This window comes from Nonomuraea sp. NPDC050227 (assembly GCF_044459705.1).
Lineage (GTDB): Bacteria > Actinomycetota > Actinomycetes > Streptosporangiales > Streptosporangiaceae > Nonomuraea.
On sequence record NZ_JBITJF010000002.1, the window covers coordinates 966,440 to 982,714 of the forward strand.

Annotated in this window: 15 protein-coding genes and 1 pseudogene; 9 read left to right on the forward strand and 7 right to left on the reverse strand. The window is 70.2% G+C overall.

Translation table 11 applies throughout. The features are described 5' to 3' along the window. The first annotated feature begins 150 nt into the window (after positions 1 to 150). Positions 151 to 975, forward strand: a complete 825-nt coding sequence (locus ACIBK9_RS11855; RefSeq protein WP_397157363.1) for an enoyl-CoA hydratase/isomerase family protein — start codon at positions 151 to 153, stop codon at positions 973 to 975. Between the two features lie 3 nt (positions 976 to 978). Here the strand turns inward: ACIBK9_RS11855 and ACIBK9_RS11860 are convergent, their stop codons facing one another. Next, entirely contained in the window at positions 979 to 1,590 is a 612-nt protein-coding gene (locus tag ACIBK9_RS11860) for a hypothetical protein (protein WP_397157364.1), read from the reverse strand. Between the two features lie 119 nt (positions 1,591 to 1,709). On the opposite strand from ACIBK9_RS11860, the gene ACIBK9_RS11865 reads away from it, so the two are divergent. After that, positions 1,710 to 1,847: a hypothetical protein gene (locus ACIBK9_RS11865; RefSeq protein WP_397157366.1), complete on the forward strand. Its 138-nt coding sequence runs from the start codon at positions 1,710 to 1,712 to the stop codon at positions 1,845 to 1,847. A 471-nt stretch (positions 1,848 to 2,318) separates the two neighbouring features. On the opposite strand, the gene ACIBK9_RS11870 is transcribed toward ACIBK9_RS11865, so the two are convergent. Beyond that, positions 2,319 to 3,659 (reverse strand): dihydrolipoyl dehydrogenase family protein, encoded by a 1,341-nt coding sequence (locus ACIBK9_RS11870; RefSeq protein ID WP_397157368.1) that lies wholly within the window; start codon positions 3,657 to 3,659, stop codon positions 2,319 to 2,321. A 160-nt stretch (positions 3,660 to 3,819) separates the two neighbouring features. On the opposite strand from ACIBK9_RS11870, the gene ACIBK9_RS11875 reads away from it, so the two are divergent. The 3 genes from ACIBK9_RS11875 to ACIBK9_RS11885 are packed head-to-tail and all read left to right on the forward strand — an operon-like array spanning position 3,820 to position 7,940. Then, positions 3,820 to 4,659 (forward strand): alpha/beta fold hydrolase, encoded by an 840-nt coding sequence (locus ACIBK9_RS11875; protein WP_397157370.1) that lies wholly within the window; start codon positions 3,820 to 3,822, stop codon positions 4,657 to 4,659. Between the two features lie 5 nt (positions 4,660 to 4,664). Then, positions 4,665 to 5,150, forward strand: coding sequence for a VOC family protein (locus ACIBK9_RS11880; protein ID WP_397157372.1), 486 nt, complete (start codon positions 4,665 to 4,667; stop codon positions 5,148 to 5,150). 45 nt (positions 5,151 to 5,195) lie between these two features. Then, positions 5,196 to 7,940 carry a BREX system ATP-binding domain-containing protein gene (locus ACIBK9_RS11885; protein ID WP_397157374.1) on the forward strand — a complete coding sequence of 915 codons (2,745 nt, stop codon included), beginning with the start codon at positions 5,196 to 5,198 and terminating at the stop codon, positions 7,938 to 7,940. A gap of 56 nt (positions 7,941 to 7,996) precedes the next feature. On the opposite strand, the gene ACIBK9_RS11890 is transcribed toward ACIBK9_RS11885, so the two are convergent. Then, entirely contained in the window at positions 7,997 to 8,314 is a 318-nt protein-coding gene (locus ACIBK9_RS11890) for a hypothetical protein (RefSeq protein ID WP_397157376.1), read from the reverse strand. 496 nt (positions 8,315 to 8,810) lie between these two features. Here ACIBK9_RS11890 and ACIBK9_RS11895 point away from each other — a divergent pair, with 496 nt between their 5' ends. Together ACIBK9_RS11895 and ACIBK9_RS11900 are read left to right on the forward strand one after the other, a co-directional pair. Further along, positions 8,811 to 9,905: a site-specific integrase gene (locus tag ACIBK9_RS11895; RefSeq protein WP_397157378.1), complete on the forward strand. Its 1,095-nt coding sequence runs from the start codon at positions 8,811 to 8,813 to the stop codon at positions 9,903 to 9,905. Beyond that, entirely contained in the window at positions 9,818 to 10,195 is a 378-nt protein-coding gene (locus tag ACIBK9_RS11900) for a hypothetical protein (RefSeq protein ID WP_352365461.1), read from the forward strand. Before ACIBK9_RS11895 ends, ACIBK9_RS11900 begins: the two co-directional genes overlap by 88 nt. On the opposite strand, the gene ACIBK9_RS11905 is transcribed toward ACIBK9_RS11900, so the two are convergent. After that, positions 10,188 to 12,971: a hypothetical protein gene (locus ACIBK9_RS11905; RefSeq protein ID WP_397157381.1), complete on the reverse strand. Its 2,784-nt coding sequence runs from the start codon at positions 12,969 to 12,971 to the stop codon at positions 10,188 to 10,190. The two genes, ACIBK9_RS11900 and ACIBK9_RS11905, sit on opposite strands and share 8 nt — an antisense overlap. Positions 12,972 to 13,192: 221 nt before the next feature. On the opposite strand from ACIBK9_RS11905, the gene ACIBK9_RS11910 reads away from it, so the two are divergent. After that, on the forward strand, positions 13,193 to 13,558 hold the full coding sequence (locus tag ACIBK9_RS11910; protein ID WP_397157585.1) for a DUF4158 domain-containing protein: 366 nt from the start codon (positions 13,193 to 13,195) through the stop codon (positions 13,556 to 13,558). 55 nt (positions 13,559 to 13,613) lie between these two features. On the opposite strand, the pseudogene ACIBK9_RS11915 reads toward ACIBK9_RS11910, so the two are convergent. Next, positions 13,614 to 13,997: pseudogene (locus ACIBK9_RS11915) on the reverse strand (tyrosine-type recombinase/integrase); the annotation flags it as partial. 46 nt (positions 13,998 to 14,043) lie between these two features. Between ACIBK9_RS11915 and ACIBK9_RS11920 the strand changes: the two are divergent. Then, positions 14,044 to 14,151, forward strand: coding sequence for a hypothetical protein (locus ACIBK9_RS11920; protein WP_352365465.1), 108 nt, complete (start codon positions 14,044 to 14,046; stop codon positions 14,149 to 14,151). Positions 14,152 to 14,444: 293 nt separating this feature from the next. Here ACIBK9_RS11920 and ACIBK9_RS11925 read toward each other — a convergent pair whose 3' ends face one another. Both ACIBK9_RS11925 and ACIBK9_RS11930 read right to left on the reverse strand, forming a co-directional pair. Then, positions 14,445 to 14,978: a serine hydrolase domain-containing protein gene (locus tag ACIBK9_RS11925; RefSeq protein WP_352365467.1), complete on the reverse strand. Its 534-nt coding sequence runs from the start codon at positions 14,976 to 14,978 to the stop codon at positions 14,445 to 14,447. 41 nt (positions 14,979 to 15,019) lie between these two features. Continuing rightward, the gene (locus ACIBK9_RS11930; protein ID WP_397157384.1) at positions 15,020 to 16,231 is read right to left on the reverse strand and encodes a hypothetical protein; all 1,212 of its coding nucleotides are present in this window, start codon (positions 16,229 to 16,231) and stop codon (positions 15,020 to 15,022) included. Positions 16,232 to 16,275 lie beyond the last annotated feature (44 nt).

Consider the following 16,275-nt stretch of genomic DNA (forward strand, 5'->3'; position numbering starts at 1 on the left):
GCCGCCTGATGCGTGGGACGGTGCGATGGGGAGGAAGCCAGGGCAGGTCACCGGCGACTGCCTGAACGAGCCAGGTCGGGCACCCGCCCGCCCCCTGCCATGCCGTACGGCTCAGAGGGGCAGGCCTTGTCCCGGAGAGGATGAGTAGTCATGACGTATGAGACTCTGCGCCTTACGCACACCGATCAGGGTGTGCTGAGCGTGGTGATGGACGCGCCGCCGATGAACCTGATCGGCCCCGAGCTCGTCCGCGACCTGGTGGGCCTGGTCGGCGAGTTGGAAACAGGCCAGGACGTCCGGGTCGTGGTCCTGGAGAGCGCCGACCCTGACTACTTCGTCCCGCACGTCGACCTGACCAAGGTCGCCGCCTACACCGCTGAAGCGGCCAGGGCGGGCGGCCCTGGCGACTCCTCTCTGGGGATGCTGTGGCATCGGCTCAGCGAGCTGCCGGTCGTGACCATCGCGAAGATCCGCGGCCGGGCGCGCGGGGCGGGCAGCGAACTGGCACTGGCCTGCGACATGCGCTTCGCCGCCCTGGAGAACGCCGTCCTCGGGCAGATCGAGGTCGGCACCGGCGCCCCTCCCGGTGCCGGCGGCATCCAGCACCTGGCCCGGCTGCTGGGAAGAGGGCGGGCCATGGAGGTGATCCTCGGATCCGAGGACTTCGACGCCCGTACGGCGGAGCGGTACGGCTGGATCAACCGGGCGGTCCCTGACGCGGACCTGGACGCCTTCGTGGCCCGCCTCGCCCGGCGGATCGCCTCGTTCCCCGCCGAGGGGGTCCGTACGGCCAAGCGGGTCCTCAACGAGCTGACCCTGCCCGCGGCCGACGCCTTCCGCGCGGACGCGATCCGCTTCCGAGACCTGGTCACGGCAGAAGCCGCCCAAACCAGGGTGAAGAGCCTCTTCGCCCAGGGGCTGCAGACACGAGGGCCGCTCGAACTCAACCTGGGCGACCGCCTCGGCGACCTGTGAAGATCAACGCAAGATGAGAGCGCTCCCTCGGTGGACGACCCCGAGAGCACGCTCGACCGTCTCGTCGTTCTCTCCAACTGGCGCGACATAGTCGAGTACGGCTTGGGCCGCCGCCTCGCCGAGTGTGCGGGTGATCACCCACGTGGCAAGGTACTGCGAGGCCAGGCACCCACCCGCCGTCGCTATGTTTCCCCGGGCGTGGAAGGGCGCATCCAGGACCCTGACATTCTCCGCCTCGACGAACGGCCGGCTCGTCCGGTCGGTGCAGACCGGCATGTCGCCCAGCAACCCCAGGCGGGCCAGCACCAGCGCTCCGGAACACTGCGATCCGATGAGCTGTCGGCCTGGGTCGAGAGGCAGCATGGACAGCAGCCGATCATCGGCCACCACGTCGCGGGTCTTCACCCCGCTCCCGATGAGCACCGCCTCGGCCTCGGCCACGAACTCGATCGGCCGCTGCCCGGTCACCGGAACACCGTTCATCGAGGTGACGACGGGCGTCGGCGTGGTGATGAAGGCTTCCAGCCCGTCGGCCCGGCACCGGTTGATCAGTGCCGAGGCGATGAAGCTGTCCAGTTCGTTGAACCCGTCGAAGGTGACCACCGCGACCTGCATGACGACTCCTCGGAATCAGATCAGACAGCAGCGGCCCGTTCGGCGCGCGCCTCCTGACATCATCCCCCATTCATGGCCTTTCGCTCTATCGAGCCAGACGCTGGATGGGGCAGTAGTCCTTGAGGCTTGCAGATGGGCAGATCGCCTCGCCGACGAGTCGGCCACGGCGCGCGCAGGCTCCGTCGGCGTTCGTCAACATGCTCATGCTGCAGGACGTGCCGGCCGACGCCCATGGCGAGGCCGGGCTGAACGTGTAAGCCCGGCGGCCAGCCGTCCCCCCCCCCCCCCCCATGGTGCCGCACAGAAGCGTGTGGCGGCGGCCGACAGGCGCGATCGAGAACCGAAGGAAGCAGCCACCTGGAGTAGCGTCGCGGCTAGAAGCATCGAGATAGGCGGCGTCGAAACCGTACGCCCTGACCCCTGCCGCGTTCACCCAGATCCACCTCGGAGCTCCGTTGCCCGGGTTGTCGTCCACCTGGGCCTGGGCTCCGAAGCTGTGGGGGAAGTTGCATGCCGTGCTCGCGGCCGCGGAGGCGGGCACCCCGGAGATCCCGCGACGTCCGGATGCCCTCGATGACGTATTCACGTTCGCACCCGGACGTCGCCTCTCGCCCCCCGTGACAGTCCCTGGACCATGCCCTGGCCGTCTACGACCGCTCCGTGGACAGGCACGCCAACTCCACGGTGTTCCAGACTGCCGCCTTCACCTCCCGATGATCAGCCAGCTCTCACCGCAGGGCGCGCAGCACCGGCTGGAGGGCGCGGTGGAAGGTCGGATAGGCGAAGTGCATCTCCGCCAGCGTCGCGATCGGGATCCGCGCGTGGATCGCGGTGACGAGGGCGGACAGCACTTCGCCGCCCATGCTGCCGACGACGGTCCCACCGATCAGCACACCCCGCTCCGCGTCGGCCACGAGCTTGATCGGGCCAGCCTCCCCGGCGATCCAGCCGCGCGTCCCCAGGTCGCTGGTGGCCGTCCTGACGTTGACGCCGTGTTCGCGGGCCGCCGCTTCGGTGAGGCCGACGGAGCCGACCTCGGGCGCGGTGAAGGTGACCCGGCCGACGGCCCGGTAGTCGGCCCACGGGCCGTCGGCGCCGGTCAGGTCGCGGATGACGAGGTCGGCCTGGTACATGGACATGTGCGTGAAGGCGCCCTTGCCGGTGATGTCGCCGATGGCCCAGACGCCGTCGGCGACCCGCATCCGCTCGTCGGGGTCCAGGACGCGGGCCTGCGGGTCCAGCCCGACGTGCTCCAGGCCGAGATCGCTCAGGTTGTTGCGCCGGCCTGCGGCGACCAGCAGGCGTTCCGCGGTGACCACGTCGTCGCCGAGGTGGATGCTGAAGCGGTCGCTGTCGTGCTCGACTCGTTCGGCGCGCGCCGCCGTACGCACGATGATGCCGTCGGCGGCGAACGCCTTCTCCACCGCCGCTGAGGCCTCCGGTTCCTCTATGGCGAGCAGCCGGTCGGCGACCTCGATCACCGTCACCTCGACGCCGAAGGCGGCGAGCGCCTGTGCGAGCTCACTCCCGATCGCGCCGCCGCCGAGCACCGCCAGGGAGGCGGGCAGTTCGGTGAGCCGGACGACATCCCGATTGGTCCAGTACGGCGTGGCGGCCAGGCCGGGGATCGGCGGCGCGGCGGGTGACGTCCCGGTGTTGAGCACGATGCCGCGCCGGGCCGTGTAGGTCGTCGTCGACCCGTCAGCAGCAGTGACGGTGACCGTACGGGGCCCGGTGATGCGGCCTCGGCCACGGGCGAAGACGGCCCCTGCGGCGACCAGCCGGTCGACGGCGACCTGGTCGTTCCAGTCGTCGGTGGCCTCCTCGCGAATGCGGTCGGCGACCGGTTTCCAGTCCGGGTGGACGCTCGCCGTCTTGGCGTGCTGGGCCGTGCGGAGCCTGTCGGCCGCGGCGATCATCATCTTGCTCGGAATGCACCCGAAGTACGGGCATTCGCCACCCACTAGGCGCTCGTCCACGCCGGCGACCGACAACCCGGCCTTGGCCAGGCTCCCGGCCACGTGCTCGCCGCCGGGGCCCAAGCCGATCACTACGACATCGCATTCCATGGTCTCGTCCCTTTCCGGTGGGTCCGTCGTGTCCTATGACCATGCAGCACCTCTCGTCGTGTCGCACCCGTGTTCGCCCCTGGGCGCAGGCCAGGGGTCATCCCTGGTGCGACGGAGCGCCGCCCGCACGAAGCTGGGGGCGTTCCCGAAGGAGGGCGACATGACCACCTCCCCGATCACCACCAAGACCATCACCGTGGACGGGCTCACCGTCCGCTACGCCGAGACCGAACCGCGCGCACAGCACGCGCTGCTCCTCAGCCCGTGGCCCGAGAGCTTGTACGCGTTCGAGCCGATGTGGACCGAACTGGCCGCCGCCGCGCACGTCGTCGCCGTCGACCTGCCCGGGTTCGGCAGATCGCAAGGACGCCCGGACGTGCTCACCCCGCGCGCCGCCGGCGCGTTCGTGCTTCGGCTCATGGACGCGCTCGGGCTCGACCGGACGCACGTCGTCGGGCCGGACGTGGGCACCAGCGCCTCGCTGTTCGCGGCGGCCGGCCGGCCCGAGCGCTTCCACAGCCTCGTCATCGGCGGCGGCGCGGCCTCGGCCCGTCTGGACCTCGGTGAGCCGCTCGCGACCTGGGTCCGCGACCCCGACCTGGCCTGGTACGAGCTGAACGCGGACCAGATCACCCGGATGACCTTGGACAACATCCACCCGGCCACGCCGCTCGCCGACCACGTTCGCGAGGACTACGCCGCCTCCTACGCAGGGCGCCGTTTCGCCGAATCGATGCGCTACGTCCGCACCTACCCGGCCGAGCTCGACGCCCTGGAACCGCTGCTCCCGGCGATTCGGACACCGGTCCGGATCATCGCCCCGGAGCGCGATCTGGTCGTCCCCCGCGCCCACGGCGAGTTCCTCGCCGCCCGGCTGCCCGACAGCACGCTCGACGTCGTCGACGCCGGGCACTTCGCCTGGGAGGAAGCCCCGAGGGCCTACGCCTCCCTCGTCCTGGACTGGTGGGAGCGCCACCAGCCCGTCCGAACCGGAAGGTGAGCACCATGAAGCAGACGGACCTCAAGGTCGAAGCCGTCGTGATCCCCGTGTCCGACGTCGACCGCTCCAAGCAGTTCTACCAACGCCTGGGCTGGCGCCTGGACGCCGACTTCGCCTTCGCCAACGGCTTCCGCGTCGTCCAGGTCACCCCGCCGGGGTCACCGGCCTCCGTCCAGTTCGGCACCCGGATCACCGGCCAGAAGCCCGGCACCGCCGAAGGCGTCTACCTGGTCGTCTCCGACATCGCCGCTGCCCGCGAGCGGCTCGTGTCCCTCGGCGCCGACGTCAGCGAGATCTTCCACCCGGACGCCCCCGGCGCGCAGTTCGGCCAGATCCCCGGCGGCCGGGCCGACGGGCCGGCGCCCGAGCACGCCAGCTATGGCTCCTTCGCGACCTTCCGCGATCTGGACGGCAACGCCTACCTGATCCAGGAGGTCACCACCCGCCTCCCCGGACGGGTCGAGCACCACGGTGACCCGCTGCCCGAATGAGGACAGGATCGTGCCGGCCGGGCGGTTGATCCCTAGACTCGGGGCGTGGCAGCAGCGCTGGTCCTCCGCGGACGCCGAACCGAACGCGAACGGCTGGACCAGGCGCTGCGCCGGGTCAGAGAGGGGCAGAGCGCCGCGCTGGTCCTGCGCGGCGAGGCAGGCACGGGCAAGACCACGCTGCTGCACTACCTTGAGAACCAGGCCGCTCACTGCAGGATCATCCGGCTCACCGGCGTGGAGTCCGAGCTTGAGCTGCCGTTCGCCGCACTCCACCAGCTCTGCGCACCCATGCTCGCCGCATCCTCCACCCTGCCGGCACCGCAGCGGCAGGCGCTCGAAGTGACCTTCGGACACGCGGCGGGTGCGACGCCCGACCGGCTCGTCCTCGGGCTGGCGGTATTGGGCCTGCTCGCCGAGTCGGCTGCCGAGCAGCCGCTCGTATGCCTCGTCGACGACGCCCAGTGGCTCGACGCCGCATCCAGGCAGGTGCTCGGATTCGTCGCCCGACGGCTGCTCGGCGAAGGGGTGCTGCTGGTCTTCGCCGTCAGAGAGCAGAACCCAGACACGCTGCTGGCCGGGCTTCCGTCCCTGGCCGTGGCCGGCCTCGCCGACGCCGACGCCCGTGAGCTGCTGACCGCGGCGACCCCGGGGCGGCTCGACAGCCGCGTGCTCGACCGCATCGTGGCCGAAACCCGCGGCAACCCGCTGGCCCTGCTGGAGCTGTCACGCAGCGGCCGGGCGGAACTCCTCGGCGGCTTCGCCCTCCCGGCGACCGGCGCCGACGCACTGCAGGACCGCTACAAGCGACGCATCCGTACCCTGCCGGAACCGGCCCGCCTCTTGCTGCTCCTCGCAGCCGCCGACCCCACCGGCGATGCCGCCCTGCTCTGGCGCGCCGCCCACGAGCTCGGCCTCGGTCCACACGCGGCGGGCGCGGCGGAGGAGGCTCAGCTCGTCGAGATCGGAAGCGGCGTCCTGTTCCGGCACCCGCTGATCCGCGCGGCCGCCTACGCCGCGGGCGGCGCTGAGGAACGGCGGGCCGCCCACCACGCGCTCGCCGGCGCCTTGGACGGCGAGAGCGACCGGCAGCGGCGCTTATGGCACCTGGCAGCGGCGGCCGAAGCTCCCGACGACGTGCTCGCCGCCGACCTCGCCGAGGCCGCGCAGGGCGCTCGCACCCGCGGCGGGATGGCCGCCGCCGCGACCCTGCTGCGCAGCGCGGCAGAGCTCACCACCGACCCCTGGCTCCAGGTCGAGCGCACGCTGGCCGCAGCTCAGGCCAGCCTCGACGCCGGCGCTTTCGCGTCCGCGCTCGGCCTGCTCGCGCGAGCCGAGGGCCTGCCCGCCGACGACCTGCAAAGCGCCAGGATCGACCTGATCCGCGGCCGCACCGACCGAGCTGCCCACTCCGGCAGGGAAGCACCCGCCGCCCTGCTGCGGGCCGCCCGGCGGCTCGAACCCCTGGACGCCAGGCTCGCCCGGCACACCTACCTCGACGCCTGGAGCGCGGCCCTCGTCGCGGGCGGGCTCGCCCACCTCGGCAGCGACCTGGCCTCCGTCTGCGCCGCCGCCCGCCAGGCGCCACCGCCGCCCGAGGCCGCGAGCGCCGCCGATCACCTGCTGGACGGCCTCGCCTCCCACATCACCGACGGGCCTTCGGCGAGCCGCCCGCTGCTGCGCGAAGCCGTCACGGGCTTCCTCGACCACGACGTGCCGGCCACGCTGTGGCTGCACTGCGGCGTGCTGGTCGCCAACGCTGCCTTGTCGCTGTGGGACTACGACCGCTGGGAGGCGGCCAACGCCCGGCACATCGAACTCGCCCGCGCCGACGGCGCGCTCGCGCCGCTCGCCAACGCGCTCAACGTGCGCCGGGTCATCGCGCTGTGGCGCGGTGATGTGCAACACGCACGGGAGCTGGGATCGGAGGAGTCGACCGTCAAAGAGGTCACCGGCACGCGCAGGGTGTCCTACGGCGAGTTGTTCCTGCTCGCCTACCAGGGACACGACGCCGAGGCGCTGGCGCTCATCGAGGAGGCGGCCAGTGAGGCGACCGAGCGCGGAGAGGGGCTCGGGCTCTACTTCACCGACCGGGCCACCGCCCTGCTGCATCTGGGCCTCGGTCACTACGCCGAGGCGACGGCCGCCGCAGCACGAGCCGCTGCAGGCAACCTCGGCCCCTTCACCGCGCAGGCTCTTCCCGACCTGGTCGAAGCGGCTGCGCGCAGCGGCGAGACCACGCTCGCGGAAACCGCGCTAGCCCGCCTTGTGACCTCTACCGCCTACGCCGATCAGGAGTGGGCTCGCGGCCTGGAAGCCCGTTCACGAGCCCTCGTCACTCAAGGTGAGGAGGCCGACCGGTTCTACGCCGAGGCCGTCGAACGGCTCAGCCGTACCCGGCTGTCCTTCGAGCTGGCCAGGACCAGGCTGCTGTACGGCGAGTGGCTGCGCCGAGAACGCCGCCGCGCCGACGCCCGCCACCACCTCAAGCCGGCGTTCGAGGCGTTCGTCGACATGCGCGCCGACGGCTTCGCCGAACGCGCACGCCACGAACTCCTCGCGACCGGCGAGAAGGTCCGCAAACGCACCGCCGACACCGTGGACGACCTGACACCGCAGGAGGAGCACATCGCCCGCCTGGCACGCGACGGCCGTACGAACGCGGAGATCGGCGCCGAGCTCTACCTCAGCGCCCGCACCGTCGAGTGGCACCTGCGCAAGGTTTTCGCCAAACTGGGCGTCGCCTCCCGCAAGGAGCTTCGCGACACGCCGATCCGCTCGCCCAGACGCTGACACAGTGACCGGCTCGAAGCCGCACCCCGACCGCTCGGAGGGGCTGGGCCTGGAGGTCAGGCAGGCGGCGATGCACATCCGGAGACCAGCGGCGAAGGGAGAGCCGCCGGTGACACCGGATCGGCCGCGTTCGCCGTTGGAGTGAGTATGGTTCTCACCCGCTGCGGCAGGGCGATGCCGCCGCGCTCCAGCGCGGTTGGCACCATCTGGTCGATGCGTGCGCAGGTCACATCCCGGGTGGTAAAACTCCAGGTCGTCCGCTTCTCCATCCCGATGCCAGAATCGATTCCCGTGAAGCTCCAGCTGTGCCGTACTGACAACATGAGAATCAGTACTGACAGAACAATGAGAACTCTCAAAGTGAGAGCTCTCATCTTTCTGACTGTCCCGTCTCACTAGATCTGGCGCAGTCTCAGGAGAAGTGACGCATGGCGATGATCAGCCCCGGCGACATAGCGCACTCATCAGGGCGGAACCGGCATCCTCCCGGCCACGACCTGCATCAGAGGCAAATTCTTCCGTTCCGTGATCGTGTGCCAAGTCGGATGAGAGAAACGGTCGCTTGCGCCAACTTGAGTGAGACGCGGCGGCTGCGGTCGTCTCATCCAACTTGGCGCACCGCAGGTCAGAGCCCCACCGCACGCCAACTTCATTGAGAAGGAACACTGACCCTGGGGTTTCTCGCCTGCTGTCAGCGGGATTCCCACCTGGCGTCAGTGGCGCGATCCCGCATCCGACGCCGCCCGGCCTCCCTCCTCTCCGGAGATCGACCGCCTTCCGTCCTGGTTAGCGATAAGCTCTTATCGCTAACCAGGAAGTTGATCACGGAAAACCATATGGGCGCTCCCGAACGGCTGCCGGAGCGCGTCCTTGCGCCGCCCCGCCCCGGATGAGCACCTCCTGGAGGGCCGCAAGGCCCGGCTGGTCGACGAGGGCCTGGCCGCCAACACCCGCCTGGCCTACGCCCGCGACTTCGGCGCCTACGCCACCTGGTGCGCCTCCACCGGCCGCACCCTGCTGCCCGCCACCCCCGCGACCCTGGCCAACTACGTCGCCCACCTGGCCGCCCAGCACTACGCCCCCTCCACCATCGACCGCGCGCTGGCCTGCGTACTGGCCGCCCACGACCACGCGCAGCTCGCCAAACCCGCCACCACCGCGGCCCGGCTGGCCCTGCGCGCCTACCGCCGCGAGCGCGCCCAGCAGGGCCACCGACCCCGCAAGTCCCCGCCGATCACCGTCGACCGGCTGCGCGCGATGGTCGACGCCCTGCCCGCCGGCACCCCCGCAGGACGCCGCGACCACGCTGTCCTGGTGCTCGGCTTCGCCCTGATGGGCCGCCGCTCGGAGATCACCGACATCGACGTCGACGACCTCACCTTCACCACCGACGGCCTGGAGGTGTACGTCCCGTTCAGCAAGACCGATCAGAACGCCCACGGCGAGATCGTCGCCATCCCCTACGGCCAGCACCCGCAGACCTGCCCCATCAGGGTGACCCGCGCATGGCTCACCGACCTGACCAGCGCCGACGTGACCACCGGGCCGCTGTTCCGCCCGATCGACCGGCACGGCCGCATCGCCGCCCGCGCCCATCCCGCCGCCGGTCGCGGCCGCCGTGAACGGCTGACCCCACAGTCGATCAACCTGATCGTCAAACGGGCCGCCACAGCCGCCGATCTCGACCACGCCGAGGCCTACACCGCCCACGGCCTGCGCGCCGGCGGCGCCACCTCCGCCGCCAAGGCCGGCGCGCCCATGTCCGCGATCACCCGTACCGGCGCGGGCCCGGTTCGACCGGGATTTGGTGAACCCGGTGTCCAGCGAGGTGATCATCCACACCAGGTCGGGGTGGCTGCGCCACTGATGACACCCCTGTGGTGGGCGTCGCCGGCTACTACGCGTTCGCCGGCGTCATCGCGGTCGCGGTCGGGGCGATGGTCAGGCACGCCGCCGCCGTCCTGACGCTGCTGCTGGGGTACGCCATGATCGCCGAGTCGCTCGTGCAGGCGGTCCCCGGCGTGGGGGCCGGGATCTACCGGTGGTTGCCCTTCAACGTCGCCAAACAGTTCCTCATCGGCGCCCCCGATCCCGGCACAGGCCAGCCGGCCCCGCCCGCCCTCACGCCCTCGACCTCTTCGCTGCCTCCGTGGTGGGCTCTGGCCTATTACCTGGCTTTCGCACTCGTCCTGCTGGCGATCGCCGCCTGTACGGCGAAGCGGCGCGACGCCCGACGATCGAGTACGGCTAGCTGATCGCCACCCGGATGAAGCGTGGCCGGTAGATGCTCGGGTCGCGATAGTGGTCGGCGTCCGGCTGGGCCCTGTTGTCCATGCTGTTGACGTTGTAGGAGATCAGCAGCGAGGCGTCGGTGCTCTGCTCGAAGTGCACGTGCGGGTTGTAGGAGATGACGTCGCCGTCGAGGTAGCTGCCGAACGGGCCGGGCTCGGGCATCCGGTAGACGGGAGTCCTGTTGGTGAAGCCGTCGAACGGGTCGCACGAGGTGAAGGCGTTGATCAGACCGTTGAACGCCTCCGTGCTGTCCTGGCTGACCATGAGGAACTGGCCCCGCCACGGGGTGACGCTGTACTCGTTCGCGATGCCGCTCAGCGTTTCCGCGGCGTGCTCCTCGACCTCGCTCCAGCCCCACGGGGTGTAGAACTGCCACCGGCCGACGCGCAGGTCGTCGCCCCGCACCCGGGCCACCTTCATCTTCTTGTTGATCGGCGCGTCCGACACGCCGTAGACGTAGGTGTAGCCGTCGCCGCTGCGGCTCGCGGGCAGGATCGCCGACCCCCAGGCCACGCCGGCGCGCGAGGGCAGCGGGGTGACGCTCTTCGGCTTGGTCAGATCGCTCAGCGAGAACGTAGCGACCACGTTCTGGTCGAAGGCGAACGGCATCGGGCCGGTGCCCTCGAGGCGGTACTTGTTGAACATCACCTGCAGCCGGTCGCCGGTGACGAAGCCGTCGCCGCTCCAGTACCAGTGCGTGCCGTCCGGCGGCGGCAGGAGCGCCCGGGGATCCGAGGCCGTGCCGCCGTGCACGGTGGTGAGCTTGTCCCCGTCCTGCAGGACGAACGAGTTGTTGATGATCCTGGCGGTCGTTGGTCTGGTGCCGTTGGCGTTGAGCGGCCCCAGGAAGGTGTCGGAGAACAGCCAGAGCGTGCGGCCTCCTGGCAGGGGCATGGAGAAGGTGGAGTCGCCGCCGGTCCAGCCGTCCGGGGTGGAGGCGGCGTAGGCGTTGAACGTGCCGACCGGGTAGGCGTCCAGCTGGGGAGGCCCGAGCACGGGCGGTCGTAGGGCACAGGAGCGGCGCTGGAACGGGACGTAGTTGCCAACGCTCCAGAAAGGGTTGGTCCAGTCGTTGCTCGCGGCCGCGGAGGAGGTGCGAAGGTCGAGGCGGGTCTTGACCAGCGTCGCCACCATCGGATAGCGGAAGTTCTCGATCTCCACCGTCCCGGTGGAATCGGGTGAGCGCACGTACTCCGCCGTCGGGTACGCCGACAACGTGTCGGAACCCTCTCCCGCCTGTGCCCATACCAGGACGCTCCACGCGACGCGCGGCACCGGCTGGCCGGGCGCCACGTTGAAGCCCTTGATCGTGAGCGTGGCCGGCGCCGCCCCCTGCTGGGCCGTGAAGTCGGTGTAGGAGCTGCCGCCCGGCAGCAGCGCGCCGCCAGCCACCTCGTTGTAGCCGACGAACGCGGCGTTCGAGCTCCTCATCGGGCGGGCGCCGCCGAGCGAGTCGCCCTCCGTGGCCTGCTCCTGCTCGAGTTCGCTTCGCCACAGGGCGACGTCGGGGTCGCGATAGCCGTTCTCCGCCGCGCCGTACTGCGGGGCGGCCAGGCGGTAGTTGGCGATGGCGAAGCCGTGCAGAAGCACTCGCAAGTCGCGCCCGCCGAGCGAGGCCTGGATGGCGGTGATGGGGGCGGAGCCCGCGCTGCGGATCTGCTCCCAGGTGCTCCGCACGAAGTCAGGGCCGACCTGTTCCGTCAGGTAGAGGGGCAGCAGAAAGGCGCCGTACTGGCGTGGCCCGCCCAGGCCGTCCCAGCCGTTCAACGCCAGCATGGGTTTGGCCAGGAAGTCATCCACGTGATCGGCGTACATGTCGCGCTGGGAGGGATGGGGGACGTGCGAGGGGGCGCGGAGGTAGGTCTGATGGGCCGCCCATTCCGCGGTCGCCTCCATCCACCAGTTCATCGACCCGAAGGCGTCCGTGTCGATGAACTGGCGGAAGAAGTCCTGAGCCACCTTTCCTGCCTTCCAGTAGGAGTACTGGAACACGTGGAAGAGCTCGTGGCGCGGCAGATAGTCGTAGTACACCGGATTCGACGGCATCAAGATCGTCGGCAGGAAGTTGTAGCCGATCGGCAGGACGAACGGATTCCTCAACTTGGGGGAGCAGAGGTTGTCGAGCACGGGGTCGCAGAACTGGTCGGTGCCGAAGAAGATGGCGTGCGGCACCGCCGGATTGTCGGAGATCTCGAATCCCATCGAGCGATATGTCCTGGCCGCGATGGAGACGGCGTCGACCGCGTTCTGGATCGCGGTCGGGCGTCCGCTCGGCTCGGCAGGCGTGGGAGGCACGCCGCCGCCACCGGTGTCGAGGTTGTAGAAGATGACGAAGTTATCGACGTTGGCCCAGCAGTGGTAGTCCTTTCTCAGGAATCGGTACGGCTCGTCGTGCGCGCAGTCGAAGAAGGAATTCCCGGTACTTCGCAGTCCCGGGGGTGAAAGCACCTGCTTGGCGGCGCCGGAGGCTTTCGCCGACATCGCTGACAGGTAGGTGAGATAGGTCTCGGCATTCGTCGAGAGCGGGCCGGTCGGGCGCAGCCGCGCGGGCACCGTCTCGGGGGCGGTCACCGACGCCACGCCGTACCTGATCATGTCGTCGACCGACAGTTCGCCCGCCTGGTAGGCGCTGACGATCCGTTCGTTCGGCCCGAAGAGGCTTGTTGCCTGAGCCGGGCGGGAGAGAACGACGGCGGGGAGGAGAAGTATCAGCAGACCCGCTAAGACCGCGCGCTTCATGCGCGGAGTATCACATGATCGTCAGGTCGGCGACAGCCGATCGAATGCCGTTGCGCTCCATGGCAATGAAGTGTGCGTTCAGCACTAACTACCCTCAAAAAGCAGCCCCGGTCCACGAAGGGGTCTCAGTAGTAACGGCCGAAAATCGGGCGGATATAGCCGAGTAGGCTTCTGGGCTTGGTATCTGTGGGGCTGGCTGGAGGTCGTTCTTGGCGACGCAGGTGTTCGCGGATGAGGAACTGGAGCGGCTGCGGGGATTCCCGGAGATCGGCCGAGACGAGCTGTTTCGGTTCTTCACCCTGCCATCAGCTGATGTCGCGTTCGTCGATCCCGGCCCGGGCCGAGGTCCGGCCGATCGGCTGGGGCTGGCCGTAGCCCTGTCCACGTTGCCGTGGCTCGGATTCGTGCCGGACAAAGTGTCGGCGGCGCCGCCGGTGGCGGTGGCCAGGCTGGCCGACCAACTCGCCGTCGACCCAGCCGGACTGCGGTCCTACGGGCGGCGGGCGAAGACGCGAACCGAGCATGGGTGCGGCGGCGGGGTGCCAGGAGCTCGGTGGCCTTGGCGATGGCCTCGGGGCCGGGGTTGACGTAGCGCATGGCGGTGCGGGGGTCCTTGTGCCGGGTCCTGCCCATGATGAGCTGCAGGGGGACTTCGGCCTCGCCGAGGTGGGTGGCGGCGCTGTGGCGCAGCTGGTGCAGATCGAGGCCGGCGTGCTTGTCCAGCAGGACGCGGGCGCGGTCGTAGCCCAGGCGGGCGCGGCCGGTGTGCGGGCAGATGTCGGCGGCCGCCGGGCGGCGGGCGCGGGCGGGGCGGCGTTCGGACAGGAACAGCGGGCCGCGCGTGCGCGTGCTGCCGTCCGGGAGCCGGAGCAGGCGTGGCAGCGGGTGGGCGGTGCCGCTGTCCCAGTACACCCACTCGATCGAGCTGCCCTTGGACCGGACCGGGGCGCGGCGATGCTCCAGGTCGAGGTCCTCGACGTTCAGCGCCAGGATCTCAGCCGCTCTGGCCGCCGTTTCGTGGAGCATCCGCCACAGCGGCTTCTCGCGCGCGCTCTCGCCACGCGAACGCAAGGTGCTCGCGCTGGTTGCCGAGGATCGGTCGAACAGTGCGATCGCCCAGCGCCTGTATGTGTCAGAGGCCGCCGTGGCCAGCACGTCACCGGCGTATACACCAAGCTGAACCTCGGCCCGGACGCCGACGACCACCGCAGAGTGCTCGCCGCACTGACCTTTCTCCGCTCGCGCTGACCTCGAAGCTGCATGGACGATTCGCAGCTCTGGTGTCCTCGGAGACAGCACTGAGGTCGCTTTCATCGTCCCGCCAACCGGGCGGGCGCAGGGCAGCCGCACAGTCACGTCCCGACATCCCGAGCCCGGCCCAGACCCTCGCCATTCAGGCCGGGCACCGCTCAGAGGGGCAGAACCCGAACTGACCGAGCCCGCCGTGATTCGTTGATGTCTAGCCGATCTGGATCAAAGTCCGTGAAGCGGTGACTGTGTCTGACGAACGCAACGCGGCTGACGACCTCCTCGAGGATGTAGCGGAAGGTCAGCGCGTGGTATCCGGTGACGGTGCCCAGGGCCACAGCGGCGCCAGGTCGGCGATCCGGTCGCACATGCTCCCCCGGTCCCGCAGGTCGCCCGGCGTGGTTCCGGCCGGCGCCTGGGCACGCCCGCCGTGTGGACGAGAACGTGAGCCAGCGTGATGCCTTGCTTGCCGTGCGCGGCGAACTCCGGCCAGTACTCGGCGACCGGCCTGTCGTAACTGAGTCTGCCGCGGTCGGCCAGCACGTGCACGACCGCCGCAGTCAGTCCCTTGCCGGTGGACCAGGAGTGGAACAGTGTTCGGTCGTCCACCGGCCGCTCCGCGCACGGGTCGGCGAGGCCCGCGCCGGTGTTCACGACCCGCTCGCCGTGCAGGCGGGCGGCCACCTGGACGCCGGTCTCCCGTCTAGAAGCAACCAACTCGTCGAGCAGTCGCTGCACGTGTTTCTGGGCATCCGCCATGTCCGTTCATAGACGAGATGACGACGTCACTGCAGCACCTCTCACAGGAGCCTGCCCGACCTCCGCAGGCGGCGCTCCCTGAGTGCGAGGAGCGGGGGCAGGGCAAGCTGTGTCGCCACGTACGCCGTCACGGCAAGCGCCTCCCAGAACGCGGCCGAACCCATGGTGCCGGCACTCAGCTGTACCAAGCCCCACTGAGCGAGGGCGAGCAGCAGCGGCAGGGCCACGAGCACGAACATGCCGGCCATGGCCACGACCCCCGCCACGTACAGCAGGGCGAACCAGCGTGCCACGTGCCGATCACGCTCGCCCGCCGAGGCCAGCTCGGCCGCCTCGGCGGGAGGCAGCCGGAAGAGCCCGGCCTTGGCAGTCAGCCACGTGACCCGGTACAGGTTGTGGCAGCGCAACGCGTTGGCCAGTACGGCATAGCCGTCACTGCGCATCGGCACCGCGGCCCACTGCCAGACGATCCCGACGAGCCGATACAACACCACCGCGCCGAGAAGACCGCTCAGCGTCTCGGGCAGTGTGAGCATCCCGGCCCTGTCGAGCAGCCGCAGCCCCAACGCCGTCGCCACGACCACGACGTCGATGGCCATGCCCGCCAGATAGGCCCCGTACCTGCGGCGGCGCGGCACGTTCACGATCTGGGTCAGGTCGGTCTCGAAGACGATGTAGAGGCCCCGATAGCTGACCCTGAACGTGGCGGGGACGCCGAGCGCCCTGCCCGCGACCCAGTGCCACGCCTCGTGCAGGGCGCTGAAGGCGATGTCGACGAGCAGGTAGGTGAGCATCGACAGTGCGGCGCTGGGGAGAAACCAGGCGTCCTTCCACGAGGGGCGCAACTCGGGTGTGAAGGCCAGGACAGTCACGACGAAGACCGCTGCCGCCGCGTAGCACGTCCAGGCGGTCCTGCCGAAGAATCTGGCCGCCGTGCCCTGGCCGAGTCCCTCGATCCAGCCGCTGGGGGCTCGTTCTCCGAGCGGTGCGGGCGGGTCGAGCAGGCCGGCGCCGGTGAGACCGTCGAGGAAGTCGGCCCCGTCGACCTCCTCGCCCGCCACCTCGCTCGCCCGCCTCGCGGCCTCGGCGGCCGACCCGCCGTCCTGCAGTGTGGTGACGAACACCGCCCCCGGCTCCGGCACCGCGACGAAGATTCCGAGGTCGGGGCGGCCCAGGATCCAGGCGTCACCGTCGAACGCGACGGTGAGCCGTGCGGCCCGTTCGCGCAGGTCCCGGTCAACGATGGCGGACATCCGTCCTCCTGGAGCTTGCGGAGCGACAGAGGCAGAGCGCACCC